Origin of the sequence: Phreatobacter sp., assembly GCF_022843985.1 — a bacterium.
Classification (GTDB): Bacteria; Pseudomonadota; Alphaproteobacteria; order Rhizobiales; family Phreatobacteraceae; genus Phreatobacter.
The window spans coordinates 35,717-58,211 of sequence record NZ_JALHMP010000027.1; the positions used below are offsets into that span (position 1 = coordinate 35,717).

The 22,495-nt window shown below is 66.6% G+C and carries 18 protein-coding genes, 1 tRNA gene and 3 pseudogenes; 16 read left to right on the forward strand and 6 right to left on the reverse strand.

The window, feature by feature from the left end:
• Positions 1 to 39: 39 nt before the first annotated feature.
• Positions 40 to 1,038 (forward strand): NAD(P)H-quinone oxidoreductase, encoded by a 999-nt coding sequence (locus Q0C57_RS16895; protein WP_296577881.1) that lies wholly within the window; start codon positions 40 to 42, stop codon positions 1,036 to 1,038.
• Positions 1,039 to 1,097: 59 nt separating this feature from the next.
• Here Q0C57_RS16895 and hydA read toward each other — a convergent pair whose 3' ends face one another.
• Positions 1,098 to 2,522, reverse strand: coding sequence for a dihydropyrimidinase (gene hydA / locus Q0C57_RS16900; RefSeq protein ID WP_296577883.1), 1,425 nt, complete (start codon positions 2,520 to 2,522; stop codon positions 1,098 to 1,100).
• 537 nt (positions 2,523 to 3,059) lie between these two features.
• Here hydA and Q0C57_RS16905 point away from each other — a divergent pair.
• Positions 3,060 to 3,590, forward strand: coding sequence for a DUF1465 family protein (locus tag Q0C57_RS16905; RefSeq protein ID WP_296577885.1), 531 nt, complete (start codon positions 3,060 to 3,062; stop codon positions 3,588 to 3,590).
• A 128-nt stretch (positions 3,591 to 3,718) separates the two neighbouring features.
• Entirely contained in the window at positions 3,719 to 4,465 is a 747-nt protein-coding gene (locus Q0C57_RS16910; RefSeq protein ID WP_296577887.1) for a YebC/PmpR family DNA-binding transcriptional regulator, read from the forward strand.
• A 49-nt stretch (positions 4,466 to 4,514) separates the two neighbouring features.
• Here the strand turns inward: Q0C57_RS16910 and Q0C57_RS16915 are convergent, their stop codons facing one another.
• Positions 4,515 to 5,273, reverse strand: a complete 759-nt coding sequence (locus Q0C57_RS16915; protein WP_296577889.1) for a sulfite exporter TauE/SafE family protein — start codon at positions 5,271 to 5,273, stop codon at positions 4,515 to 4,517.
• A gap of 116 nt (positions 5,274 to 5,389) precedes the next feature.
• Between Q0C57_RS16915 and ruvC the strand changes: the two genes are divergently transcribed.
• From ruvC to Q0C57_RS16935, 4 genes are all read left to right on the forward strand, one after another.
• Positions 5,390 to 5,884: a crossover junction endodeoxyribonuclease RuvC gene (gene ruvC, locus Q0C57_RS16920; RefSeq protein ID WP_296577891.1), complete on the forward strand. Its 495-nt coding sequence runs from the start codon at positions 5,390 to 5,392 to the stop codon at positions 5,882 to 5,884.
• Between the two features lie 141 nt (positions 5,885 to 6,025).
• Positions 6,026 to 7,201, forward strand: coding sequence for a phosphoserine transaminase (locus tag Q0C57_RS16925; RefSeq protein WP_296577893.1), 1,176 nt, complete (start codon positions 6,026 to 6,028; stop codon positions 7,199 to 7,201).
• Positions 7,202 to 7,425: 224 nt separating this feature from the next.
• Positions 7,426 to 9,018, forward strand: coding sequence for a phosphoglycerate dehydrogenase (gene serA, locus Q0C57_RS16930; protein ID WP_296577894.1), 1,593 nt, complete (start codon positions 7,426 to 7,428; stop codon positions 9,016 to 9,018).
• Positions 9,019 to 9,284: 266 nt separating this feature from the next.
• Positions 9,285 to 9,734, forward strand: a complete 450-nt coding sequence (locus tag Q0C57_RS16935; protein ID WP_296577896.1) for a hypothetical protein — start codon at positions 9,285 to 9,287, stop codon at positions 9,732 to 9,734.
• A gap of 1 nt (position 9,735) precedes the next feature.
• Here Q0C57_RS16935 and Q0C57_RS16940 read toward each other — a convergent pair whose 3' ends face one another.
• On the reverse strand, positions 9,736 to 10,620 hold the full coding sequence (locus tag Q0C57_RS16940) for a DMT family transporter (RefSeq protein WP_296577898.1): 885 nt from the start codon (positions 10,618 to 10,620) through the stop codon (positions 9,736 to 9,738).
• Between the two features lie 298 nt (positions 10,621 to 10,918).
• Here Q0C57_RS16940 and Q0C57_RS16945 point away from each other — a divergent pair, with 298 nt between their 5' ends.
• From Q0C57_RS16945 to Q0C57_RS16970, 7 genes and pseudogenes are all read left to right on the forward strand, one after another.
• Positions 10,919 to 11,950, forward strand: coding sequence for a substrate-binding domain-containing protein (locus Q0C57_RS16945; protein WP_296577899.1), 1,032 nt, complete (start codon positions 10,919 to 10,921; stop codon positions 11,948 to 11,950).
• Positions 11,951 to 12,042: 92 nt separating this feature from the next.
• The gene (gene pstC / locus Q0C57_RS16950; RefSeq protein ID WP_296577901.1) at positions 12,043 to 13,422 is read left to right on the forward strand and encodes a phosphate ABC transporter permease subunit PstC; all 1,380 of its coding nucleotides are present in this window, start codon (positions 12,043 to 12,045) and stop codon (positions 13,420 to 13,422) included.
• Positions 13,415 to 13,906 (forward strand): annotated as a pseudogene (locus tag Q0C57_RS21155) (DUF3333 domain-containing protein); the annotation flags it as partial. The gene pstC and the pseudogene Q0C57_RS21155, both read left to right, overlap by 8 nt.
• A gap of 543 nt (positions 13,907 to 14,449) precedes the next feature.
• Positions 14,450 to 15,253, forward strand: a pseudogene (gene pstA, locus Q0C57_RS21160) (phosphate ABC transporter permease PstA); the annotation flags it as partial.
• A gap of 34 nt (positions 15,254 to 15,287) precedes the next feature.
• Entirely contained in the window at positions 15,288 to 16,106 is an 819-nt protein-coding gene (gene pstB, locus Q0C57_RS16960; protein WP_296577904.1) for a phosphate ABC transporter ATP-binding protein PstB, read from the forward strand.
• Positions 16,107 to 16,344: 238 nt separating this feature from the next.
• Positions 16,345 to 17,634: an adenylosuccinate synthase gene (locus tag Q0C57_RS16965; protein WP_296577906.1), complete on the forward strand. Its 1,290-nt coding sequence runs from the start codon at positions 16,345 to 16,347 to the stop codon at positions 17,632 to 17,634.
• A gap of 27 nt (positions 17,635 to 17,661) precedes the next feature.
• Complete coding sequence (locus Q0C57_RS16970) at positions 17,662 to 19,203, forward strand: hypothetical protein (protein ID WP_296577907.1); 1,542 nt, start codon at positions 17,662 to 17,664, stop codon at positions 19,201 to 19,203.
• Between the two features lie 103 nt (positions 19,204 to 19,306).
• Here the strand turns inward: Q0C57_RS16970 and rpoH are convergent, their stop codons facing one another.
• Together rpoH and Q0C57_RS16980 are read right to left on the reverse strand one after the other, a co-directional pair.
• Positions 19,307 to 20,215, reverse strand: coding sequence for an RNA polymerase sigma factor RpoH (gene rpoH, locus Q0C57_RS16975; RefSeq protein WP_296577910.1), 909 nt, complete (start codon positions 20,213 to 20,215; stop codon positions 19,307 to 19,309).
• 357 nt (positions 20,216 to 20,572) lie between these two features.
• Positions 20,573 to 21,550, reverse strand: a complete 978-nt coding sequence (locus tag Q0C57_RS16980; protein WP_296577912.1) for an RluA family pseudouridine synthase — start codon at positions 21,548 to 21,550, stop codon at positions 20,573 to 20,575.
• Between the two features lie 42 nt (positions 21,551 to 21,592).
• On the opposite strand from Q0C57_RS16980, the gene Q0C57_RS16985 reads away from it, so the two are divergent.
• Both Q0C57_RS16985 and Q0C57_RS16990 read left to right on the forward strand, forming a co-directional pair.
• Complete coding sequence (locus Q0C57_RS16985; protein ID WP_296577914.1) at positions 21,593 to 21,940, forward strand: hypothetical protein; 348 nt, start codon at positions 21,593 to 21,595, stop codon at positions 21,938 to 21,940.
• A gap of 114 nt (positions 21,941 to 22,054) precedes the next feature.
• Positions 22,055 to 22,130 (forward strand) — tRNA-Glu (locus Q0C57_RS16990).
• A 261-nt stretch (positions 22,131 to 22,391) separates the two neighbouring features.
• On the opposite strand, the pseudogene Q0C57_RS16995 reads toward Q0C57_RS16990, so the two are convergent.
• Positions 22,392 to 22,495, reverse strand: a pseudogene (locus tag Q0C57_RS16995) (IS630 family transposase); the annotation flags it as partial.

The window sequence follows — 22,495 nt, forward strand, 5'->3', positions numbered from 1 at the left end:
ACACCGTCTCACCCCCCGCTGTCGAAACCGGACGCTCTCATGACCGCTGTTCCCCCGACCATGACTGCCATTGCCATTCCCGTTCCCGGCGGCCCCGAGGCCCTGGTGCCGGAGACGCGGCCGGTGCCCGTGCCGGCCGCCGGCGAGCTGCTGGTGAGGATCGCCGCGGCCGGCGTCAACCGGCCCGACGTGCTGCAGCGGGCCGGCGGCTATCCGCCGCCGAAGGGCGCCTCCGACATTCCCGGCCTGGAGTTTTCCGGCGAGGTCGTCGCCTGCGGCGACGGCGTGACCCGTTTCCAGGCGGGCGACAAGGTCTGTGCACTGGTGACCGGCGGCGGCTATGCCGAATATGCCGTTGTCCACGAGAGCAATGCGCTGCCGGTCCCGGCCGGTCTGTCGATGGTCGAGGCGGCGGGCATCCCCGAGACCTTCTTCACGGTCTGGTCCAACGTCTTCGACCGCGGCGGTCTGAAATCCGGTGAGACCATCCTGATCCATGGCGGTACGTCGGGCATCGGCGTCACCGCGATCCAGCTCGCCAAGGCCTTCGGCGCGACGGTGATCACCACTGCCGGCTCGGACGAGAAATGCGCCGCCGCCAGAGCGCTTGGCGCCGACCATGCGATCAATTACCGCACGACCGATTTCCCCGCCGCGGTGAACGAGATCACGGCCAAGCGCGGCGCCCATCTCATCCTCGACATGGTCGGCGGCGACTATGTGCAGAAGAACCTCGACTGCGTCGCGGCCGACGGGCGCATCGTGCAGATCGCTTTCCTGCACGGCTCGGAGATCAAGGCGGATATCCGCTGGATCATGCTGAAGCGCGTCACTTTCACAGGCTCGACGCTGCGCATCCGCGACATCGCCTTCAAGGCGGCTCTGGCCGACGCGCTGAAGGCGAAGGTCTGGCCATTGCTGGAGAGCGGCAAGGTCAAGGTGGTGATGGACTCCACCTTTCCGCTGGCTGAAGCCTCCAAGGCCCATGCCCGGATGGAGGGCAGCACCCATATCGGCAAGATCGTGCTGACGGTGTGAGACAGGGCGCCGGGCGCCCGGCGCTGCGACCCAATCTCGCCCCCGGGGCGCGAGCGCCCTTACGCCCCCGCGGGAAGGGCGTAGGGGCTCTTGTCGCGGGCGAGGAAGGTGCCGGCCCCCATGGCGCCGACGACCTTGCCGTCCTCCACCACGGTCCTGCCCCGGGCGATGGTCATGACCGGCCAGCCGGTGACAGCGAAGCCCTCCCAGGGGGTGTAGTCCGACCCGTGGTGCAGGATCTCCTGGCGGATCGTCTCCTTGCGGTTCGGATCCCACAGGACGATGTCGGCATCGGCGCCAACGGCGATCGTGCCCTTCTTCGGATAGAGGCCGTAGAGCTTGGCGTGGTTGGTGGAGGTGAGCGCCACGAATTCGTTCATGGTGATGCGTCCCTTGGCGACGCCCTCCGACCAGAACACCGGCAGGCGCGTCTCGACGCCGGGCAGGCCGTTCGGCACCCATTTGAACGAGGTGCGGCCCTTGTCGTTGAGCTTGCCGCGCGGGCTGTCGTAGAAGAACGGGCAGTGGTCGGAGGAGAAGGTCTGGAAGACGCCCTGCTTGATCCCTTCCCAGATGGCCTGCTGGCTGTCGGTATCGCGCGGCGGCGGCGAGCAGACATATTTGGCGCCCGACATGTCCATGTTCAGGCCCTTCATGTCGTCCTCGGTGAGGGTGATGTATTGCGGGCAGGTCTCGGCATAGACCTTGAGGCCGCGCTGGCGGGCCCAGCGGATCTGTTCCATCGCCTCGCGCCCCGAGACGTGGACGATCATGATCGGCACGTCGAGCAGTTCGGCATGGCTGATGGCGCGGTGGGTGGCCTCGCGCTCGATCACCTGCGGGCGCGACGGCCCGTGATAGTAGGGCGCCGTCTTGCCGGCCGCTTCCAGCCGCTCGGTCAGGAACTTGATGTTGTCGTAGCCCTCGGCATGGACCATCACCAGCGCCTGTTCGCGGCGGGCCACCTCGAAGACCTCGAGCAGCTGCCGATCGGAAAGAACGAGGTCGTCATAGGTCATGAAAACCTTGAACGAGGTGCAGCCGTCGGCGAAGAGCGCCGGCAGTTCCTGGTTGAGGACGGTCGGCGTCGGGTCGGAGACGACGAGGTGGAAACCGTAGTCGATATAGGCCTTGCCCTCGGCCTTGCGGTGGTAGTCGCTGACGCAGGCCCGCAGGGATTCCCCCTTCACCTGCATGGCGAAGGGGATGATGGTGGTGTTGCCGCCGGCGGCGGCCGAGCGCGTGCCGCTCTCGAAGCCGTCGGCCATGGTGATGTCCGGCCCCGAGGGCTGGTCGAGATGGACGTGGCTGTCGATGCCGCCGGGCATGACGAGAAGGCCCGAGGCGTCGATGGTGCGGGCGGCCTCGTTGATGGTATCGGCGAGCAGGGCCACCTTGCCGTCCTTGATGCCGACGTCGCAGCGGATCGTGTCGGAAGCCGTGACGACGGTGCCGCCGCGGATGGCGAGGTCGAGATCGAGCATGAGGGGTCCCCGGACAGTCTGGAAGGCAGCAGGATGGACTGCCGACGCACCGCATTTTCAGCCGCCCGTCAAGTCCGAGCCGCCGTACCCCGGTTCACCGCGCCACCTCCCGCCGTCTGTGCTGCACCGCGAAGAATCGGCGCCTGCAACGGACCGGGTTAACTGGGGGTTAACCTTTCTGCTTTAACAAGAAAATCGTTCAGTTCGCTGGACGCGAGTGGCTCCTGTCCACTCTGTTTGACGCCTCCCTGTATTCCACTTCAAGGCCGCCTTCGGGCGGCCTTTTTTTACGCTGACCGGCCCTGTTTCCGGGCGCCCGCCTGCGCTGCATTTTCAGCCTTGGCACCGCCGCGTTTTCATCGTCTCATCATCGTCGTCGGATGCTCCCTGTCCCGTTGCGGGACGGATCGGACTGGCACCGGCCTTGCTGAATCAGATCCGAGACCGCATTTCCGCCGCCGTTTACCTTTCCTTAAGCAAACGCTTTACGCGGCGCGAGGACGGCGGCACACACGGGTTCTGAGGAGTTTTAGCGTGATGTCGCATGAGAGCGTTTCGTCGATCGCCGAGCCGACCGTCGCCTTCGGGGCGCGGCTCGCCAGCTCCCCCGCCTTCAAGGAGCTGTTCCGCGACGGGATGGGCCTCGTGGAGGAGACGGCAGCCTATCTCGATGGTCCCGGACGCGAGGAAAGCCGCGCTCTCGAGCGCGGAGCGGCGCTCGCCTATGCGACCGAGAGCATGCGTCTGACCACCCGCCTGATGCAACTCGCCTCGTGGCTGCTGCTGCAACGCGCCGTCAACGAGGGTGAACTGACGCAGGAGCAGGCGGCGCAGGAGAAGTCCAAGGTCCGCCTGTCGTCGGTCGGGGCGCCGACGCCGCTGTCGGTCATCGAGGAACTGCCCGAGGCGCTCGGCCTGCTGATCGGCAAGGCCATGCGGCTGCAGGAGCGGATCGTCCATATCGACCGTCTGCTGTTCAACCCGCCGCCAGAAACGGCCGCGGCGCCGATCAACGCCATTTCCAGCCAGATCGATCTCCTGGCGAATGCCTTCGGCGCGCGGCGCTGATCGCGGCCGGCCGCGCTGGATTTCGCGGCCCCACCCGCCTATAAGTCGCGCCGACCTGTAGCCGGCGCTCAGCGCGGCGCGTGAGTGCCTGCGCCCCTGCACCGGCTGTCCACCGCCGAGAGGGGCATATGGCCGGCCATTCACAGTTCAAGAACATCATGCACCGCAAGGGCCGCCAGGACGCGGCCCGCTCCAAGCTGTTCGGCAAGCTGGCGCGCGAGATCACCGTGGCGGCCAAGATGGGCCAGCCGGACCCGGCCATGAACCCGCGCCTGCGCGCCGCGATCCTCGCCGCCCGCGCCGAGAACATGACCAAGGACACGATCCAGCGCGCCATCAACAAGGCCACCGCCGGCGACGCGGAGAATTACGACGAGATCCGCTATGAGGGCTATGGCCCCGGCGGCGTCGCCGTGATCGTCGAGGCTCTGACCGACAACCGCAACCGCACGGCCTCCGAGGTGCGCTCCTACTTCACAAAATCGGGCGGCAACCTTGCCGAGACCGGTGCCGTCTCCTTCATGTTCGACCGGGTCGGCAGCATCGAGTTTTCCGCCGACAAGGCCTCGCCCGACGCCATGCTCGAGGCGGCCATCGAGGCGGGCGCCGAGGATGTCGTCTCCTCCGAGAACGGCCACGAGATCACCACCGCCGCGGACGCCCTCGCCGAGGTGGCGAAGGCGCTGGAGGCGAAGTTCGGCGAGCCGAGCAAGACGGCCCTGACATGGAAGCCGCAGACCAATGTCGCCGTCGACGACGAGACCGGCGAGAAACTGCTGCGCTTGATGGACAATCTCGACGAGAACGACGACGTGCAGAACGTCTATTCCAACTTCGAGCTCTCCGACGCGCTCATGGCCAGGATGGGCGGGTGAGGCTTCGGCCGGAATTGTCCCGGACCGGCGTGCCTGCCGCGCGCCAGCCCTAGCGCAGGATCCGGTCGAGCAGCGGCAGGCTCGTCAGCGCGGCGATGGCGATCACCGCGAAGGCGACGGGCCGGAAGAGGCGCGGGTCGGCCCGTTCGAAGAGCAGAGCGCCGAGGCCAATGCCAACCGCATAGGGCAGGAGGGCCCAGGCCGCGACGCGGAAAACCTCCGACGTGAAGATGCCGGCGAAGGCCAGGAGGCTCATCGAGAGCAGGGAGGCCGGCACGAAAAAGGCGACGGAGGAGCCGCGGACGCCGGCATTGTGGCTCGGCCCCGCCAGCCAGAACAGCGACAGCACCATGCCGCCCAGGCTCGCCAGTCCCGAAATGATGCCGGAGACGGTGCCCGTCGCCAGCGTCGCCGGCAGGCCGGGTGAGCGCTCGATACGACCGGCCGTCAGCAGGATGGTCAGCACCAGCACGATGGACAGCGAGGTGACCCAGCGCACCGGCGTCGGGTCGATGGTGACCAGCAGCCAGACGCCGATGGGCAGGCCGACAACGTAGCCGACGAAGAGCGGCCCGATCTCGCCCCAGCGGGCATGACGCCAGGTGGAGCGCAGCATGGCGAACTGCATCACCGCATCGATGATCGACATGATGCCGATGGCGGCCTTGGGACCGAGATAGGCGCCGGCCACCGGCATGAAGATCATGGCCGAGCCGAAGCCGGTATAGCCGCGCACGGTGCCGGCGAAGAAGGCGGCGACGAGGACGGCGATCGGCGGGGGAGAGCCGAGGGCGGCGATGAGGTCCAAGGCAGGGGGCTTTCGGCGGAGCGTTTCCGGGCTTTTTGTTCCGCTTAGGGGGATTTCCGAGGGACGGGAACTGACGGCCGCGCGGGGCTCTCCTGCAAATGGGCTAGATTGCCGGCATGAACGGCACGATTCGCATTCTCGGCATCGATCCCGGCCTCCGCCGAACCGGCTGGGGCGTCATTGATGTCACCGGCAACCGCCTCGCCTTCGTCGCCTGCGGCACGGTGACGTCGGACGACAAGGCCGAGCTCGGGCCGCGTCTCGCCCAGTTGCACCGCGGGATATCCGACGTCCTCGCGGCCTGGTCGCCGGAGGAGGTGGCGGTCGAGCAGACCTTCGTCAACAAGGATGCCGGGGCAACGCTGAAGCTCGGCCAGGCGCGCGGCATCGCCATGGTGGTGCCAGCGTTGGCGGGCCTGCCCGTCGCCGAATACGAGCCGAACAAGGTCAAGAAGTCGGTGGTGGGTGCCGGCCACGCCGAGAAGAACCAGATCCACATGATGATCGGCATCCTCCTGCCCAAGGCCGATCCCAAGACCATGGACGCGGCGGATGCATTGGCCATCGCCATCACCCATGCGCATCACCGTGGCGGGCCGGGTCGGCGGTGAGCCCCAGCCCGCCGGTGCGGACCGCGCCCGGACGCTGGACGGACTCGATCGTCCTTGACCGCCGGGCCGCATGCGCCTATCCCGGTCGGCGGGACATGCCCCCCCAACGGGGCACGCCCATCTGTGAGGATGGAGATCCAAATGTCGACAACCGCCCCGACTGCGCGTCCGCGCGTGAATACCTTTTCGTCCGGCCCTTGCGCCAAGCGCCCTGGCTGGTCCCTCAAAGCTCTGGCTGACGCGCCCCTCGGGCGGTCGCACCGCGCCAAGATCGGCAAGGCGAAGCTGAAGCTTGCCATCGACCTGACGCGCGAGGTGCTGCAGGTCCCGGCCAGCTACCGGATCGGCATCGTGCCGGCCTCCGACACCGGCGCGGTCGAGATGGCCATGTGGTCGATGCTCGGCGTCCGCGGCGTCGACATGGTCTCCTGGGAGAGCTTCGGCGAGGGCTGGGTCACCGACGTGGTCAAGCAGCTGAAGCTTGCCGATGTCCGCACCATCACCGCCCCCTATGGCGAGCTGCCGAACCTCAAGACGATCGACACCAAGACCCGTGACGTCGTCTTCACCTGGAACGGCACGACCTCCGGCGTGCGCGTTCCCAATGCCGACTGGATCGCCGCCGATCGCCAGGGCCTGACCATCTGCGACGCGACCTCGGCGGCCTTCGCCCAGCGTCTGGACTGGGACAAGCTCGATGTCGTCACCTTCTCCTGGCAGAAGGTGCTCGGCGGCGAGGCGGCCCACGGCATGCTGATCCTGTCGCCCCGTGCGGTCGAGCGGCTGGAGAGCTACAAGCCGGCCTGGCCGCTGCCCAAGATCTTCCGCATGACCAAGGGCGGCAAGCTCATCGAGGGCATTTTTGAAGGGGAGACCATCAATACGCCCTCGATGCTCTGCGTCGAGGACTATATCGATGCGCTGAAATGGGCGCAGAAGGTCGGCGGCCTCGACGGTCTGGTGAAGCGCGCGGATGCCAATACCCGGGTCATCGCAAAATTCGTGAAAGACAACGACTGGATCGACTTCCTGGCCACCAAGCCGAAGACCCGCTCCAACACCTCGGTGTGCCTCAAGTTCACCGACCCGGCCGTGACGGCGCTGCCGGCCGATGCTCAGGCGGCCTTTGCCAAGGGCGTGGTGGCGGCGCTGGAGAAGGAGGGGGCCGGCCTCGATCTCGGGCATTACCGCGATGCGCCTCCCGGCCTCAGGATCTGGTGCGGCGCGACCGTTCAGGCGCGTGATCTCAAGGCGCTGATGCCTTGGATCGCCTATGCCTTCGCCGCCGAGAAGGCGAAACTGAAGAAGGCGGCGTAAGCACCCACCGCCATCCCCGGCCTGCCGCGTGAGCGGCGAGGGAAGGGGATCCAGGCTTTTCGGGCATCGCCCTTCAGCGTCTGGACCCCCTTTCACCTCGCTATTGCTCGTCCGGGGGTGAAACGCGGAGCCATAGGGCTCCGCTCAGCCCTTTTCCCCATTCACCTGGCGCCCCACGGCGCCCCCTCTCCCCCCGAGGAGAGGCGCATGCGGAGCATGACCCCGTGACCAAACCCCGCGTTCTCATTTCCGACGCCCTCTCGCCCGCAGCCGTCCAGATCTTTCGGGATCGGGGCATCGATGTCGATTTCCAGCCGGCCCTCGGCAAGGACAAGGACAAGCTCGCCGCCATCATCGGCGACTATGACGGCCTCGCCATCCGCTCGGCCACCAAGGTGACGCCGGCGATCCTGGCCCATGCCACAAATCTGAAGGTGATCGGCCGCGCCGGCATCGGCGTCGACAATGTCGACATCCCCAACGCGACCTCCCGGGGCGTCATTGTGATGAACACGCCCTTCGGCAATTCGATCACGACCGCCGAGCACGCCATCGCGATGATGTTCGCCATCGCCCGCCAGATCCCGGACGCCGACCGCACGACCCAGGCGGGACAGTGGGAGAAGAACAAGTATATGGGTGTCGAGCTGACCTCGAAGACGCTCGGCATCATCGGCTGCGGCAATATCGGCTCCATCGTCGCCGACCGGGCCCTCGGCCTGAAGATGAAGGTCATCGCTTTCGATCCCTACCTCTCGCCCGAGCGGGCCGTGTCCATCGGCGTGGAGAAGGTGGAGCTGGATGAGTTGCTGCGCCGCGCCGACTTCATCACGCTGCATGTGCCGATGACGGCGCAGACCAAGAACGTCCTCTCCCGCGAGGCGCTGGCCAAGACGAAGAAGGGCGTTCGCATCATCAACTGCGCCCGTGGCGGCCTGGTCGACGAGCGGGCTCTGCGCGATGCGCTCGATGCCGGCCATGTGGCGGGCGCGGCCTTCGATGTCTTCGCCGAGGAGCCGGCGACCGCCAATCCGCTCTTCGGCCATCCCAACGTCATCTGCACACCGCATCTCGGCGCCGCCACGACCGAGGCCCAGGAAAACGTCGCCCTGCAGGTGGCCGAGCAGATGTCGGACTATCTCCTGTCGGGCGCCATCACCAATGCGGTGAACTTTCCATCGATCTCGGCGGAGGATGCGCCGAAGCTCAGGCCCTTCGTGGCGCTCGCCGAGAAGCTCGGTTCCTTCCTCGGCCAGCTCACGGAAGCCCCGATCAAGGGCATTCGCATCGAATATGAGGGTAAGGTTGCCGACCTCAACGTGCGTCCGCTGACCGCCGCGGCGGTGACGGGCGTGCTCCGGCCCTTCCTGTCCGACATCAACATGGTCAATGCCGTTGGTATCGCCAACGACAAGGGCATCACGGTTGACGAGGTGAAGCGCGAGGCGCCGGGCGGCAATCTAGAGAGCCGCATCATGATCACGGTCGAGGCCGAGGACATGCCGCGGCACGCCGCCGGCACGGTGCTCGCCGACGGCAAGCCGCGCATCGTCGAGATCCGCGCCATCGCGATGGACGCGGAATTCGCCCCGCACATGCTCTACGTGCGCAACGACGACAAGCCGGGCTTCATCGGCCGCTTCGGCTCGCTGCTGGGCGATGCCGGTGTCAATATCGCCACCTTCAACCTCGGTCGCGACAAGCCCGGCGGCGACGCCATCTGCTTCGTGGCGGTGGACGAGCGCATCTCCGACGATCTCCTGGCGAAGATCCACGAGATCCCGCAGGTGAAGCGCGCCCGCCGCCTGGCGTTCTGACCGGCATCGCGCGCCGTCATTGGCCCCACCCTTACCCTCCCCTCGCTGCCGCGAGGGAAGGGGGCCTACCGCGTCGCGCCCGGCCTGCCCGGTCGAGCCTGGCGCAAGGTGCGAAACGAACTTGAGCGGCTGAAGCCCCCCTCCCCGCGCAGCGGGGAGGGTGAGGGTGGGGCCTTCCTTCACGATCGATCGCCCGGGCCCAATCCAGGTCCCGCCTGCCCCGGCCTGCGCTACACTCAGCCGTCCCGATTCGCCGGAACCCGCCCATGTACGTCCTCGCTCGTCTGTCCTTCGGCTTCGTGGTCGGGGCGCTGGCCGTGATCCTCGCCCTGCAGGGGGCCGTCTGGCTGATGGGCCAGATCGGAATGGCCGCAGTCCAGCTCTTCCCGATGCGCGCGCCGTTGCCGGCGACCCTGCCGGGCCTCACCCAGCCGGCGATCATCGGCGGGCTCTGGGGCCTGCTCTTCATCCTGATCTGGGACCGCTGGGGCCGCCAGGGCATCGTCAAAGGGGCCGGGTTCGGCACGCTCTTCGGCCTCGTCGGCCCCGGCATGGTGCTCTGGGTCGTCTGGCCGGCGCTCAGGGGCGCCGCACTGTTCGAGGGCGGCAATGCCAGTCGGGTCGCCGCCGGCGCCGCCTTGGCAGTGGCCTTCGGCATCGGCCTCGCCTGGATCGGCCAGATCCTCAATGGCTACATGCGCTACGCCGTACGCTGAATCAGCGCTTGCCGCTCTCGGCTATGGCGATCCCGCCGAGCACCAGCAGCAGCGCCACGGCATGATACCAGGCGAAGATCTCGCCGAGGATCAGCGGCCCGAGAATGGCCGCCCAGACCGGCACGAGATTGACCCAGAGACCCGCCCGGCCCGGCCCGATCAGCTCGACGCCGCGCATGAAGAAGAGCTGGGCGACGAAGCCCGGCAACACCGCGACGTAGAGAATGATGAGCCAGCCGTTGAGGTCCGGCCATTGCGCCGTGCCATGGGCCACCTCGGCGGCAAGCAGCGGCAGCGACGAGATGAGGGCCACCAGCGCCAGCGCCATGAAGAAGGGGCGCGGGGAGATGGCGGGTCGGTTGCGCAGGGCGACCGTATAGGCGGCATAGCCCAGGCAGGCGACCAGCATCAGGACATCGCCGAAATTGAAGGCAAGACCGGTCAGCACGGCGAGGTCGCCCCGCGCCGCCAGGAGCGCAATGCCGGCAATGGTCACGACGATGCCGATGGCCTGCAGGGCGGTGACGGCGGTGCGATGGACGAGATAGGCGCCGGCCAGAACCATGACCGGGATCGAGCCCTGGATGATGCCGATATTGACGGCGGTGGTGTAGAGGGCGGCGAGATAGAAGAGGGCATTGAAGCCGGTGAAGCCGACGACGCCGAGGATGGCCAGCCATTTCCAGTGGGCGCGAATCTGCGGCCATTCCCGCAGGAAGGCCGGACCGGCAATGGCGATCATCAGCGACAGGGTCCCCACCCAGCGCAGCGTCGTCAGCATCATGGGTGACACATGGCCGATCGCCAGACGGCTGGCGATGGCATTGCCGGCCCAGATCAATGTCGTGGCGGCGAGAATGAGGTAAGGACGATCATAGAGGCGCATGCGCTCGCAAAACCCTGATGGAGTCACACTATAGACGGCCCCGGGCAGTCGTGGCAGCCGGTCGCGGCGCAGCCGAGCAATGCCTTGCACGGAGGTTTGGACGGAGTCGTCCAGTCTTTGCGACAAATTGGATGATTATGCGCTAAGTAACTGATATCGCAGGGCATAGAATTTCATTTTTCTGTCAAGCAGTGGTCATAGAAGTATCGCGCAGCGGCCCTATCCAAAGGCTGCATCCCTTGTCCGACCCTGCGCACAGAAGCGCTGGACGAGGTCCCTCCAAGGACAGGAGCATCCTGTGAAGTTCTCTCTCTTCCTCTCTGCCGCGGTCGTCGCGATCGGCGGCACCGTTCTCGCCACGGCGCCGGCGAATGCCCAGGCCCGCGACCGCATCCAGATCACCGGTTCCTCGACCGTGTTCCCCTTCACCACCACGGTGGCCGAGCGCTTCTCGCAGCGCGGCGGCCGCGCCCCGATCGTCGAGTCGACCGGCACCGGCGGCGGCATGCGTCTGTTCTGCGCCGGCGTTGGCCTGAACACGCCCGACATCACCAATGCCTCGCGCCGCATCACGCAGAACGAGTTCAACACCTGCAAGACCAATGGCGTCGATATCGTCGAGCTGCAGATCGGCTTCGACGGCATCGTCTTTGCCAACGCCAAGGCGGGTCCGAAGGTGCAGCTCACCCTCGAGCAGATCTATCTCGCCCTCGCCGCCAAGGTCCCGAACGCCCAGGGCCAGCTCGTCGACAACCCGCACAAGAACTGGTCGGATATCGCGCCGAACCTGCCGAACGTGAAGATCGAGGTCATCGGGCCGCCGCCGACGTCGGGCACCCGCGATTCGTTCAACGAGATGGCACTTCTTGGTGGGTGCCGAGAGCATGCCAAGCGTCGGAACGTTCAGATTGGCAGCCGTGAATGTCAGCAGATCCGCGCTGACGGCGCCTTCATCGAGGGCGGCGAGAACGACAACATCATCGTCCAGCGCCTTGTCGCCAACCCGACGGCCTTCGGCATCTTCGGCTACGCCAACCTCGAAGAGAACCAGGACAAGATCCAGGGCGCCGTCATCGGTGGTCATGAGCCTTCGGTCGAGGCCATCCAGAACGGCAAGTGGCCGATGGCCCGGTCCATGTTCGTCTACCTGAAGAAGAACCATATCGGCACCGTTCCGGGCCTGCAGGACTTCTTCAACGAATATGCCTCGGAGCAGGCCATGGGCGAAGACGGCTATCTTGAGAGGAAGGGTCTCGTTCCGAGCCCGGCCGCCGATCGTGCACGCTTCCGTGCCGCTGTCGCCGCTGCCACTTCGATGGCGGGTCTCTGATCGCCGGTTGATAAGGCTTCTGGGGGTCCGGCTCCGGCCGGACCCCTCCGCCGGATGATCCGGCCTGCTTCGATCGCGTAAGGAAGGCTCTGATGTTCCTGACCCTGTTCGGCCTCGTCCTCGCGGTTGCAGTCATCTGTTTCGTCATGGGCCGGAGCCGCGCCGTCGCCGTCTCCGGAACCCAGTTCAGCGCGCTCCATTCCCTGCCGAGCTATCATGGCTGGTGGATGGTCCTGATGGCCGCGGGTCCGGCCTTCGCCGTCCTGGTACTCTGGTCGCTGATCAGTCCTTATCTGCTGCGGCCGATGATGCTTTCCCAGTTTGCGCCGCAACTGGCCGAGTTCAGTGCCGCGCAGCTCGACGGCTTCTGGCGCGACATCCAGGCCATCGCCGGCGGCGGAATGCCGGGCGTGCGCGACGCCTTCCGCGAAGAGGCGGCAGCTGCCTATCAGTCGACCAGCCGCATGTCGCTGATCGGGATGGTCACGCTCATGATCGCCCTCGGCGCGGCCGGGTTCTATTTTGGCTGGAACGCGATCGCCGTGAACTTCCGCGCCCGGCACCGGGTCGAGACCGCGGTCAAGGTCTTCCTGGCGGGGTCGGCGACGGTCGCGATCCTGACGACAGTCGGCATTGTCATGTCGCTGCTGTTCGAATCGCTGCGCTTCTTCACCATGGTGAGCCCCCTCGATTTCCTGTTCGGGACGACGTGGACGCCTCAGCAGATGGCGTTCCGCGCAGACCAGGTCGGCGGCACCGCCGCTTTCGGCTTCATCCCGCTGCTGACCGGGACCCTGCTGATCACCTTCATTGCCATGATGGTGGCCGCACCGCTCGGCATCCTGGCGGCCATCTACCTGTCCGACTACGCCTCCCCCCAGGTGCGCGCAGTCGGCAAGCCGGTCCTGGAACTGCTCGCCGGCATCCCGACGGTGGTCTACGGCTTCTTCGCCGCGCTCACCGTCGCCCCCTTCATCCGCAATAGCGGCCAGGCCATGGGTCTTGACGTATCTTCGGAGAGCGCGCTTGCCGCCGGCGTCGTCATGGGCATCATGATCGTGCCGTTTGTATCCTCGCTGTCCGATGACGTCATCAGTGCCGTCCCCCAGTCACTGCGCGACGGCTCGGCGGGCCTCGGTGCCACCAAGTCGGAGACGATCCGGCGCGTGGTCCTGCCAGCGGCGCTTCCCGGTATTGTCTCGGCCCTGGTGCTCGCGGTGTCACGCGCCATGGGCGAGACGATGATCGTCGTCATGGCGGCCGGCATGGCTGCCAACCTGACCCTCAACCCGCTGGAGGCCGTGACGACCATTACCGTGCAGATCGGGACGCTTTTGACCGGCGACCAGGAATTCGACAGCCCGAAGACGCTGGCCGCCTTCGGTCTCGGCCTCTCGCTCTTCGTCATCACCCTGTCGCTCAATCTCGTCGCCCTGCGCGTCGTCAACAAGTATCGGGAACAGTATGACTGACGCCTCGCTGCCTCGGATCGCCACCGATCTGCACACCAATGACGCGGCCCAGAAACGGCTCAAGGCCCGCTATCGCGGGGAGTTCATCTTCCAGGCGATGGGGATCAGTGCCCTCGCGATCGCCGCCGGTTTCCTCGTGCTCTTCCTGTCGACGATCGTCGGACAGTCCCTTCCTGCCTTCACCCAGCATTATCTGAAGCTGGACGTGGAACTGAAGCGGGAAGAGCTCAATCCGCAGAATGCCACAGGAGCGGACCTCACCCGTGCCGTCGGGGCCGCCAATTTTGATGCCCTGGTCAATCAGTCTCTGCGGAGCTATTTCCCGTCGGTCACCGATCGGGCATCCCGCCGCGCGCTGGGCTCCATCATGTCGTCGGGCGCGCCGTCGATGGTTCGCAACGAGGTTGTCTCCGACCCCTCCACGATCGGCACGACTCGCCAGATCTATGTGCCGTTGCAGGCGAATTCCGACCTCTATCTCAAGGGTCTGGTATCACCGGTCGAAGTGACCAGGGGCGCGGGCGAACTGGGCGTATCCGGCACGTCCGGCCAGGTGCAGCTCTCCTCCACGGTCAACAATTTCGCGCCGCTCCTGGCTGCGGTCAAAGCCCAGCTTGTCGAGAAGGCGACGCGGCTTCGTGGCGATCTCGCCGGCAAGGAACGGGTCCTCGTAGCCCTGGAGCGGGATGCAGGCGCGCTTCAGCGGGGCCTTGCGACTGTTGCCGAAGCCGATCGTGCTCGCCTTCAGGGCCGGGTCGAACAGGAAGCCCGTCAGGTTGCTGCGACGCGCTCGGAGATCGAACAGCTGCGCCAGGGCATTGCCGCCCTCGATGCGCGGATCACGGGCGCCGACCGGGCTGAGGCGCTGGACAATGCCCTGTCCAGCTATCTCATCCGCATCAATGGCGGTGTCATCAAGCTCACGTCGGTCCAAAGCGCCAATGCCGTCGGCCAGGTACTCTTGCCGCCGCGCAATACCGACGTGGCCAAGGCCGGCGACTGGGAAATCCTCCGCATCGTCCAGCCGGAGGCCAACCGGCGCATCGGCGACCGCGAGATCGCCTATCTCGAATCCCTCAAGGCGCGCGGCCTGATCGAACAGCGCCTCTCGCGTGAATTCTTCTTCGGCGGCGCGTCGCGCGAAGCCGAACTGGCGGGCGTCTGGGTGGCGGTCGTCGGCTCCTTCATGACCCTTGCCATCACCCTCTTGCTGAGCTTTCCCATCGGCGTGGCCGCGGCCATCTATCTTGAGGAGTTCGCGCCGAAAAACCGTCTGACCGAGATCATCGAGGTCAACATCAACAATCTCGCGGCCGTACCGTCGATCATCTTCGGCCTGCTCGGGCTGGCGGTCTTCCTCAATGTCTTCGGCATGCCGCGGTCCGCGCCCGTGGTCGGCGGCGTGGTCCTCGCCCTGATGACGCTTCCGGTGATCATCATTGCCGCGCGCGCCGCCATCCGCGCCGTGCCGCCCTCCATTCGCGAGGCCGCCCTCGGCGTCGGTGCTTCGCACCAGCAGGCCGTGTTCCACCACGTGCTGCCGCTCGCCATGCCCGGTATTCTCACCGGTACGATCCTCGGCATGGCCTCGGCTCTCGGCGAGACCGCGCCGCTCCTCCTCATCGGCATGGTGGCCTTCGTCGTCGACGTGCCCAAGGGCGTTTCGGATGCGGCGACCGTCTTGCCGGTTCAGGTGTTCATGTGGGCCGACTTCCCCGAGGCCGCCTTCGTTAGCAAGACCGCCGCAGCCATCATCGTCTTGCTCGTTTTCCTGATGCTGATGAACGCGCTCGCCATTATTCTCCGCAAGAGGTTCGAGCGCCGCTGGTGACAGTCCGGACGCCCACGACAAAAGGATCACGTCGATGAACTCGCTTCCCAGCTTCGAGACGACGGCGGCCACGTCCGCCGTTCCGGCGGCGGCGGTGCACCCGAAGATCACGGGCCGCAACGTCAATGTCTTCTATGGCGAAAAGCACGCCATCAAGGACGTCAATGTCGACATCCCCGAGCGCTCGGTCATGGCCTTCATCGGACCGTCGGGCTGCGGAAAGTCGACTTTCCTGCGCTGCATCAACCGGATGAACGACACGATCTCGATCTGCCGTGTCACCGGCGACATCCGGATCGACGAGAGGGATATCTACGATCGCAGCCTCGACGTCGTCCAGCTGCGCGCCCGTGTCGGCATGGTGTTCCAGAAGCCGAACCCGTTTCCGAAGTCGATCTACGAGAACGTTGCCTACGGCCCGCGCATCCATGGCCTGGTGAAGAGCAAGTCCGAACTGGACGAGGTCGTCGAGACCGCACTGACGAAGGCGAGCCTGTGGAACGAGGTCAAGGACCGCCTGCAGGAATCGGGAACCGGCCTGTCCGGCGGCCAGCAGCAGCGCCTGTGCATCGCCCGCGCCATCGCGGTGTCGCCGGAGGTGATCCTGATGGACGAGCCTTGCTCGGCGCTCGACCCGATCGCCACTGCCAAGATCGAGGAGCTGATCGACGAACTGAAGCAGAACTTCACCATCGTCATCGTCACTCACTCGATGCAGCAGGCGGCGCGCGTGTCGCAGCGCACTGCCTTCTTCCACCTTGGTGTTCTCGTCGAGGAAGGCACGACCGACCAGATCTTCACCAATCCGGTCGATACCCGGACGCGCGATTATATCACCGGCCGTTTCGGCTGACGGCCTGCCGGGCGCCGCGCGCGACTTCCGGCCGATCCCTCCCACCGGTCTCGAAAGGCGCCTCCCGCCTTGGGGTGGCGCCTTCAACCGGCCCGGACCGTCGCCACGCGGTGGTGGAAGGCGGTCGGCTCCACACTTGCCACCCTCGTTCCGATCCATTATCCGCACAGTGCAAGGGCCCCGGGAGGACGCGCTAACGCGCTGCCGGGGTTTGCCTTGCCGTGGAGGATGTTGGACCATGGCAAACGTGGTTGTCGTCGGCTCGCAGTGGGGCGACGAGGGTAAGGGCAAGATCGTCGACTGGCTGTCGAGCCAGGCCGATGTGGTCGTCAGGTTCCAGGGCGGGCACAATGCCGGCCATACGCTGGTGATCGACGGCGTTACCTACAAGCTGTCGCTCCTGCCTTCGGGCATCGTGCGTCCGGGAAAACTCTCGGTCATCGGCAACGGGGTGGTCATCGATCCCCATGCGCTGGTCGCCGAGATCGAACGCGTGTCGGCGCAAGGCGTGGCCATCGGGCCGGAGACACTGCGCATCGCCGAGAATGCCTGCCTCATCCTCTCCCTGCACCGTGAACTCGACCAGCAGCGCGAGAGCGCCAATGCCGGAACCAAGATCGGCACGACGGGGCGCGGTATCGGACCTGCCTATGAGGACAAGGTCGGCCGTCGCGCCATCCGCATGACAGATCTCACCGATCCCGGCTCGCTGATGCCGAAGATCGAGCGGCTCCTGGCCCATCACAATGCGCTCCGCCGCGGCCTTGCCCTGCCCGAGATCGCGGCCCAGGCCATCTACGACGAACTCGCCGGTGTGGCGCCGAAGGTGCTGCCCTATGTGACGACCGTTTTCGACCTGCTGGACGATGCCCGGCGCGCCGGCAAGCGCATCCTGTTCGAGGGCGCCCAGGGCACGCTGCTCGACATCGACCACGGCACCTATCCCTATGTCACCTCCTCGAACACCGTGTCCGGGCAGGCCGCCATCGGCTCCGGCATGGGGCCCGGCGCCCTCAATTACGTTCTCGGCATCACCAAGGCCTATACGACCCGTGTCGGCGGCGGGCCTTTCCCCACCGAGCTGGAGGATGTGGACGGCCAGACCATGGGTGAGCGCGGCCGCGAGTTCGGAACGGTCACCGGCCGGCGGCGCCGCTGCGGCTGGTTCGACGCGGTACTGGTGCGCCAGGCGGTCAAGACCAACGGCATCGATGGTATCGCCCTGACCAAGCTCGACATTCTCGACGTCTTCAAGGAGATCAAGGTCTGCGTCGCCTATGAGCTGGACGGCAAGAGGATCGATATCCTGCCAGCCAATCAGGAGGCGCAGGCGCGCGCGACGCCCATCTACGAGACGATCGAGGGGTGGCATTCCACGACGATGGGCGCCCGTTCCTGGGGCGAACTGCCCGCCCAGGCGATCAAATATGTCCGCCGAATCGAGGAATTGATTGGTTGTCCGGTCGCGTTACTATCAACCAGCCCGGAACGTGACGATACGATTCTGGTGCGTAATCCTTTCGAGTAGCAGTAGAGGGGCGAGAAGCGAGTTTCGATGGCCGATTATACGCCCCTCATCTCCCGCGCCGTTGGGGCACTGGCGGAGAACACCGGCGAAGCGCGGCGTGGCGTCTACGACCGCGCGCGAGCCGCGCTGCTGGCGCAACTGCGCAACATGAACCCTCCTTTGCCGGAGGAGCACATCACGCGCGAGCGGATGTCGCTTGAGGATGCGATCCGCAGGGTTGAACTCGACAATTCAGCCGACAGCCTGGATGCCATGCTGGAGCGCGAATTCGCCTCGCTGGGCAAAACGGCGCAGCGGCCCGAGGCCATCTCCATCGCCGGGGCGCGTACCGTCAGCGATGCGGCCCATGACGCGGAGGGGCTGGGGGATGCCACCGCCCATGCCCACAAGTCCGCCCGCGACCAGTTGTCGCCTCCGGCGCCGGTCGCCGATGCCGCGCGGATCGAGCCCAGTGTCGGCCGGTCACGTCCTTTCACCGACGCTAACGAGGCCGGGCAGGCGCCGATCCGGCCGCGGGTGTCCGTCCTTGGCGAGGACGACGCCAAGCCGGCTCGCAAGAGTGGCGGCGCCATCGCCATCGTGCTGGTGATGCTGCTGCTGGCCGGAGCTGGCGGGCTCGGCTGGTACGTTGCCAACAACCATCCCGACCGCATGCCCTTCGCCACCGCACAGGCGCCGGCCCCGGTCGCCGTTCCGGTGCCGGCTCCGGCCGGCGATCCCGAGCGGCCGAAGGCGACCGACCGCGTCGGCGGCGATACACCCGCGACGCCCTCAGCCCAGCCGCCGGTGGCCGTGGTCCCCCCCGCCACCCCGCGCCAGATCGTCCCCGTCGATCCGCCCGTGACGGCCCTGCCGCCGGCCTCGGCCGATGCCTCCGATACCCCGCCACCCGCGGCGGGCACTCCCGACCCGGCTCCGGCTACCGCTGCGGAAGCGCCGCCCGTGGCGCCGGCCGCCCCGCCGGTGGCGGCACCTGTCGCACCGACTCCTCCGGTCGCAACCGTACCGGCGGCGCCGGTCCAGCCCGGCCAGGCCCACCGGGCCGCCCTCTTCGAGGAGACCCCTGGCAATGCCGCGGGCACGCTGATGCAGGGCTCCGTCGTCTGGCGAACCCAGACCGTCAGTGTCGGACCCGGCCAGCCACCGGATCTCGCCCTGCTGGGCGAGGTGTCGATTCCCGAGCGGCGGATGACGGTGACCATCACTATCCGTCGCAATCTGGATCAGACGCTGCCGGCCAGCCACACGATCGAGGTGCTCTACGCGCTGCCGCGCGACTTCCAATTCGGCGGCGTCGCCGAGGTGCCGGGCGTGCTGATGAAAGTGTCCGAGCAGGCGCGGGGCGTGCCGCTCGTCGGGCAGGCAGTGCGGGTGACCAACGGATTCTTCTTCATCGGCCTGTCGGGTTTCGACATGGACCGCAATACCAATATCCAGGCGCTGAAGACGCGCCCGTTCTTCGATATTCCCATGCGCTACGATTCCGGCCGCCGCGCCATCCTCACCATCGAGAAGGGCGCGGCCGGCGATCGCGCCTTCGAAGAGGCGATGCAGGCCTGGGGCCAGTAGCGGAGCGGGGCGACGCCGTGTTGAGGCCCAAGCTCCGGAGGACCCAAGAAAGAAAAGGGAGGCCTCGCGGCCTCCCTCATGCGTTCTGACCCGGCGGCTGTGGTCAGCCGGCAGCGATCTGTTGGGCCTGGGCTGCCGGGCGCTCGATCTCGCGGATCGACTTGACCACGGCCTCCTGCACCTTCTCGAAGGCGCGGACCTCAATCTGGCGGACGCGCTCGCGCGAAACGCCGAAGCGCTCAGCCAGTTCTTCCAGGGTGATCGGGTCGTCCTTAAGGCGACGCTCCTCGAAGATGATGCGCTCGCGATCGTTCAGCACGCCGAGGGCGCGGGTGAGGGCAAGGCGGCGGTTGTCGGTCTCCTCCTCGCGCGCCAGCACGGCCTCCTGGCTGTCGGAATCGTCGGCCAGCCAGTCCTGCCACTCGCCGTCGCCGTCCTCGCGGACGGGGGCGTTGAGGGAGGCGTCGCCGCCGAGGCGGCGGTTCATGTCGATGACGTCCTGCTTCTCGACGCCGAGCTTTGTGGCGATGATTTCCACCTGGTCAGGGCGCAGGTCGCCGTCCTCAAGCGCCGAGATCGAACTCTTGGCCTTGCGCAGGTTGAAGAACAGCTTCTTCTGGTTCGCGGTGGTACCCATCTTCACCAGCGACCATGACCTCAGGATGTATTCCTGGATCGAGGCCTTGATCCACCACATGGCATAGGTGGCGAGGCGGAAACCCTTGTCGGGCTCGAACCGCTTGACCGCCTGCATCAGCCCGACATTGCCTTCGGACACGACCTCGCCGATCGGCAGGCCATAGCCGCGATAGCCCATGGCGATCTTGGCGACCAGCCGGAGATGGGAGGTTACGAGCCTGTGGGCCGCCTTGCTGTCGCCGTGTTCGCGCCAGCGCTTGGCGAGCATGTACTCCTCCTGTGGCTGAAGCATGGGGAACTTGCGGATCTCGTCGAGATACCGCGACAGCCCCGCCTCGGCGGAGAGGATCGGCAGAGATGCAGCGTGAGCCATGGGGCCCTCCTTGTCTTCGGCTCCCGGACCATCCGGCGAGCCCCGAATCGCCCACCCGGAAGCCCGGGCGATCCGTTGATCCGGTGACGCTCATCGCCCCGTGATCTGGTGATCATGCTGTGCAACAATCATGGCGGAACGTTGACAAATGCCCGCATCGATCGCAGGAAACCCCTTGCATCTTTGCAAATGCGCAAGTCAGCATTCTTATTCCCTTGTACGAGGATGATACCAAACCGGACGTCGTGTCATTACACGATGGAGTGAAATCCGATCCTGCCCCTACGGTCGGGGTCCTCTGCGGCCGGCCCGGACACCCCCCCCCGGGGGGGCGCTGTTCGGATGGCCGCGGCCGGATCAGCCGCGCCGCAGCGCCGCGATCAGCCGCGCCAGATCGGCGGGCAGGGGGCTCTCGAAACGCATCGCGGCGCCGGTCGCCGGGTGGGCGAAACCGAGCACGGCGGCATGCAGCGCCTGGCGGCCGAGGGCGGCGAGGGCGTCGCGGGCCTCGTCCCCCAGCCTGGCGGCCTTGGTGCGGAAGCCGCGGGCATAGGTCTCGTCACCGAGGAGCGGGTGGCCCGCATGCGCCATGTGGACGCGGATCTGGTGGGTGCGCCCCGTCTCAAGCCGGCAGCGGACCTGCGACACCAGGTCGCCGGCGAAGGTCTCCTCCACTTCCACATGGGTGACGGCGTGGCGGCCGGAGGCGCGGACGGCGATCTTCTCGCGCGCGTGCGGGTCGCGGTCGAGTGGGGCGTCGATGGTGAAGGCCTCGCGCGCGGGCGCGTCCCAGACGAGGGCGACATAGGCGCGCACGAGCGGGCCCGTGCGCCCGTGGTCGGCGAACTGGGCGCTGAGCAGCGCATGGGCGCGGTCGGTCTTGGCGACGACCAGCAGCCCGCTCGTATCCTTGTCGAGGCGGTGGACGATACCGGGCCGGCGCACGCCGCCGATACCGGACAGGCTGTCGCCGCAATGGGCGATGAGGGCGTTGACCAGCGTGCCGGTCCAGTGGCCGGCGGCCGGGTGCACGACCAGTCCCGCGGGCTTGTCGATGACGATGAGATGCTCGTCCTCGAAGACGACGGCGAGGGGGATGTCCTCGCCCTTGGGGGTCGGATCCTCGGGCGCGGGAACGGCGATGCTTACCTGATCGCCCAGATTGACCCTGTGGCTCGCATCCGTCATGGTCCGCCCGCCGATCCGGACGTGCCCGGCCTCGATGAGCGCCTTGAGGCGCGAGCGCGACAGGTCGGCGAGGCGGCGTGCGAGCAGACGGTCGAGCCGCTCCCGCGCGACATCCGCCGTCACCACCGCGTCGGGCTCCCCCATCATGCCCGCCATCCCATTGTCCCGTTCCGTGAATCCCAGCACCCGATGACCAGCACGCCTCCCGAGACCGACCCGAACGCGGCCGCCAACGAAGCCGTCGTCGCCCGCATCCGCCGCATCTCGGTGGTCTCGTTCCTGGTCATGATCCTCGGCGTCGGCAGCGTGCTGGCGGTGATTGTCTTCCGGCTGATGACGGTTCCGGCGGCCGGACCGCTGATCTCCGGCAATGTGCCGTCCGAGGCCGGCCGGGTGGTGTCGGCTGTCGCCGCCGACAAGGGCCTGACCATCACCTATCAGCGCGATGACGGCGCCATCATCGTCATCTACGATCTCAGGACGCTGAAGGAAACCCACCGCGTCACCGTCGGCGGGCCGCGGGTGCCGCGACCCTGACGGCGGCTGCACCGGCAGACCGCGCGGGATTGTGGCGCCAGGACGACGCGGTCGGCTTGACCCGGCCGCAGCTTTGCGATTAAGAAGCGCCCTCCGCCGCGCAAGCGGTGGACCGCTCCCTTCGTCTAGCGGTCTAGGACGTCGCCCTCTCACGGCGAAAACAGGGGTTCGATTCCCCTAGGGAGCGCCAGCTTTTTTTGGTAAAAATAATACTTAAAAATCATAGGGTTATTAGGTCAGAGACGCTGCCCTATCCCCCAGGTTAAAGCCGATCTATCCCCCACCCGAATCGGGCTAAGCTACGGGCGTCGTTTGTTGCGTTGGGCTACCGCGTAGTGGAGCTCGGTTTCGACGCGCTTCGCAATCTGCTTTGAGTAACCCCGCATCTGCCGCTTTATCCGCACGCCATCGGTTCCAAAAATTTCCGCTGCTCGCTTAGAGCGCCATTCGATCAGGCTGCATCGTACCCTGCTGCGTTGAAGTAGTTCCGGCATTCGGCGGGCGGGAAGTGGTCGATGAGGCGGCCGATCGCGGCCCAGAGCCCGTCCATGGTTC

Coding starts and splice junctions, on each gene's coding strand:
- Q0C57_RS16935 (WP_296577896.1), top strand. CDS start 9,285: ATGTACGTCCTCGCTCGTCTGTCCTTCGGCTTCGTGGTCGGGGCGCTG.
- hydA (WP_296577883.1), bottom strand. CDS start 2,522: ATGCTCGATCTCGACCTCGCCATCCGCGGCGGCACCGTCGTCACGGCT.
- Q0C57_RS16980 (WP_296577912.1), bottom strand. CDS start 21,550: ATGATGGGGGAGCCCGACGCGGTGGTGACGGCGGATGTCGCGCGGGAG.
- pstC (WP_296577901.1), top strand. CDS start 12,043: ATGTTCCTGACCCTGTTCGGCCTCGTCCTCGCGGTTGCAGTCATCTGT.
- ruvC (WP_296577891.1), top strand. CDS start 5,390: ATGAACGGCACGATTCGCATTCTCGGCATCGATCCCGGCCTCCGCCGA.
- Q0C57_RS16970 (WP_296577907.1), top strand. CDS start 17,662: ATGGCCGATTATACGCCCCTCATCTCCCGCGCCGTTGGGGCACTGGCG.
- rpoH (WP_296577910.1), bottom strand. CDS start 20,215: ATGGCTCACGCTGCATCTCTGCCGATCCTCTCCGCCGAGGCGGGGCTG.
- Q0C57_RS16940 (WP_296577898.1), bottom strand. CDS start 10,620: ATGCGCCTCTATGATCGTCCTTACCTCATTCTCGCCGCCACGACATTG.
- Q0C57_RS16965 (WP_296577906.1), top strand. CDS start 16,345: ATGGCAAACGTGGTTGTCGTCGGCTCGCAGTGGGGCGACGAGGGTAAG.
- Q0C57_RS16910 (WP_296577887.1), top strand. CDS start 3,719: ATGGCCGGCCATTCACAGTTCAAGAACATCATGCACCGCAAGGGCCGC.
- Q0C57_RS16985 (WP_296577914.1), top strand. CDS start 21,593: ATGACCAGCACGCCTCCCGAGACCGACCCGAACGCGGCCGCCAACGAA.
- Q0C57_RS16905 (WP_296577885.1), top strand. CDS start 3,060: ATGTCGCATGAGAGCGTTTCGTCGATCGCCGAGCCGACCGTCGCCTTC.
- Q0C57_RS16925 (WP_296577893.1), top strand. CDS start 6,026: ATGTCGACAACCGCCCCGACTGCGCGTCCGCGCGTGAATACCTTTTCG.
- pstB (WP_296577904.1), top strand. CDS start 15,288: ATGAACTCGCTTCCCAGCTTCGAGACGACGGCGGCCACGTCCGCCGTT.
- Q0C57_RS16895 (WP_296577881.1), top strand. CDS start 40: ATGACCGCTGTTCCCCCGACCATGACTGCCATTGCCATTCCCGTTCCC.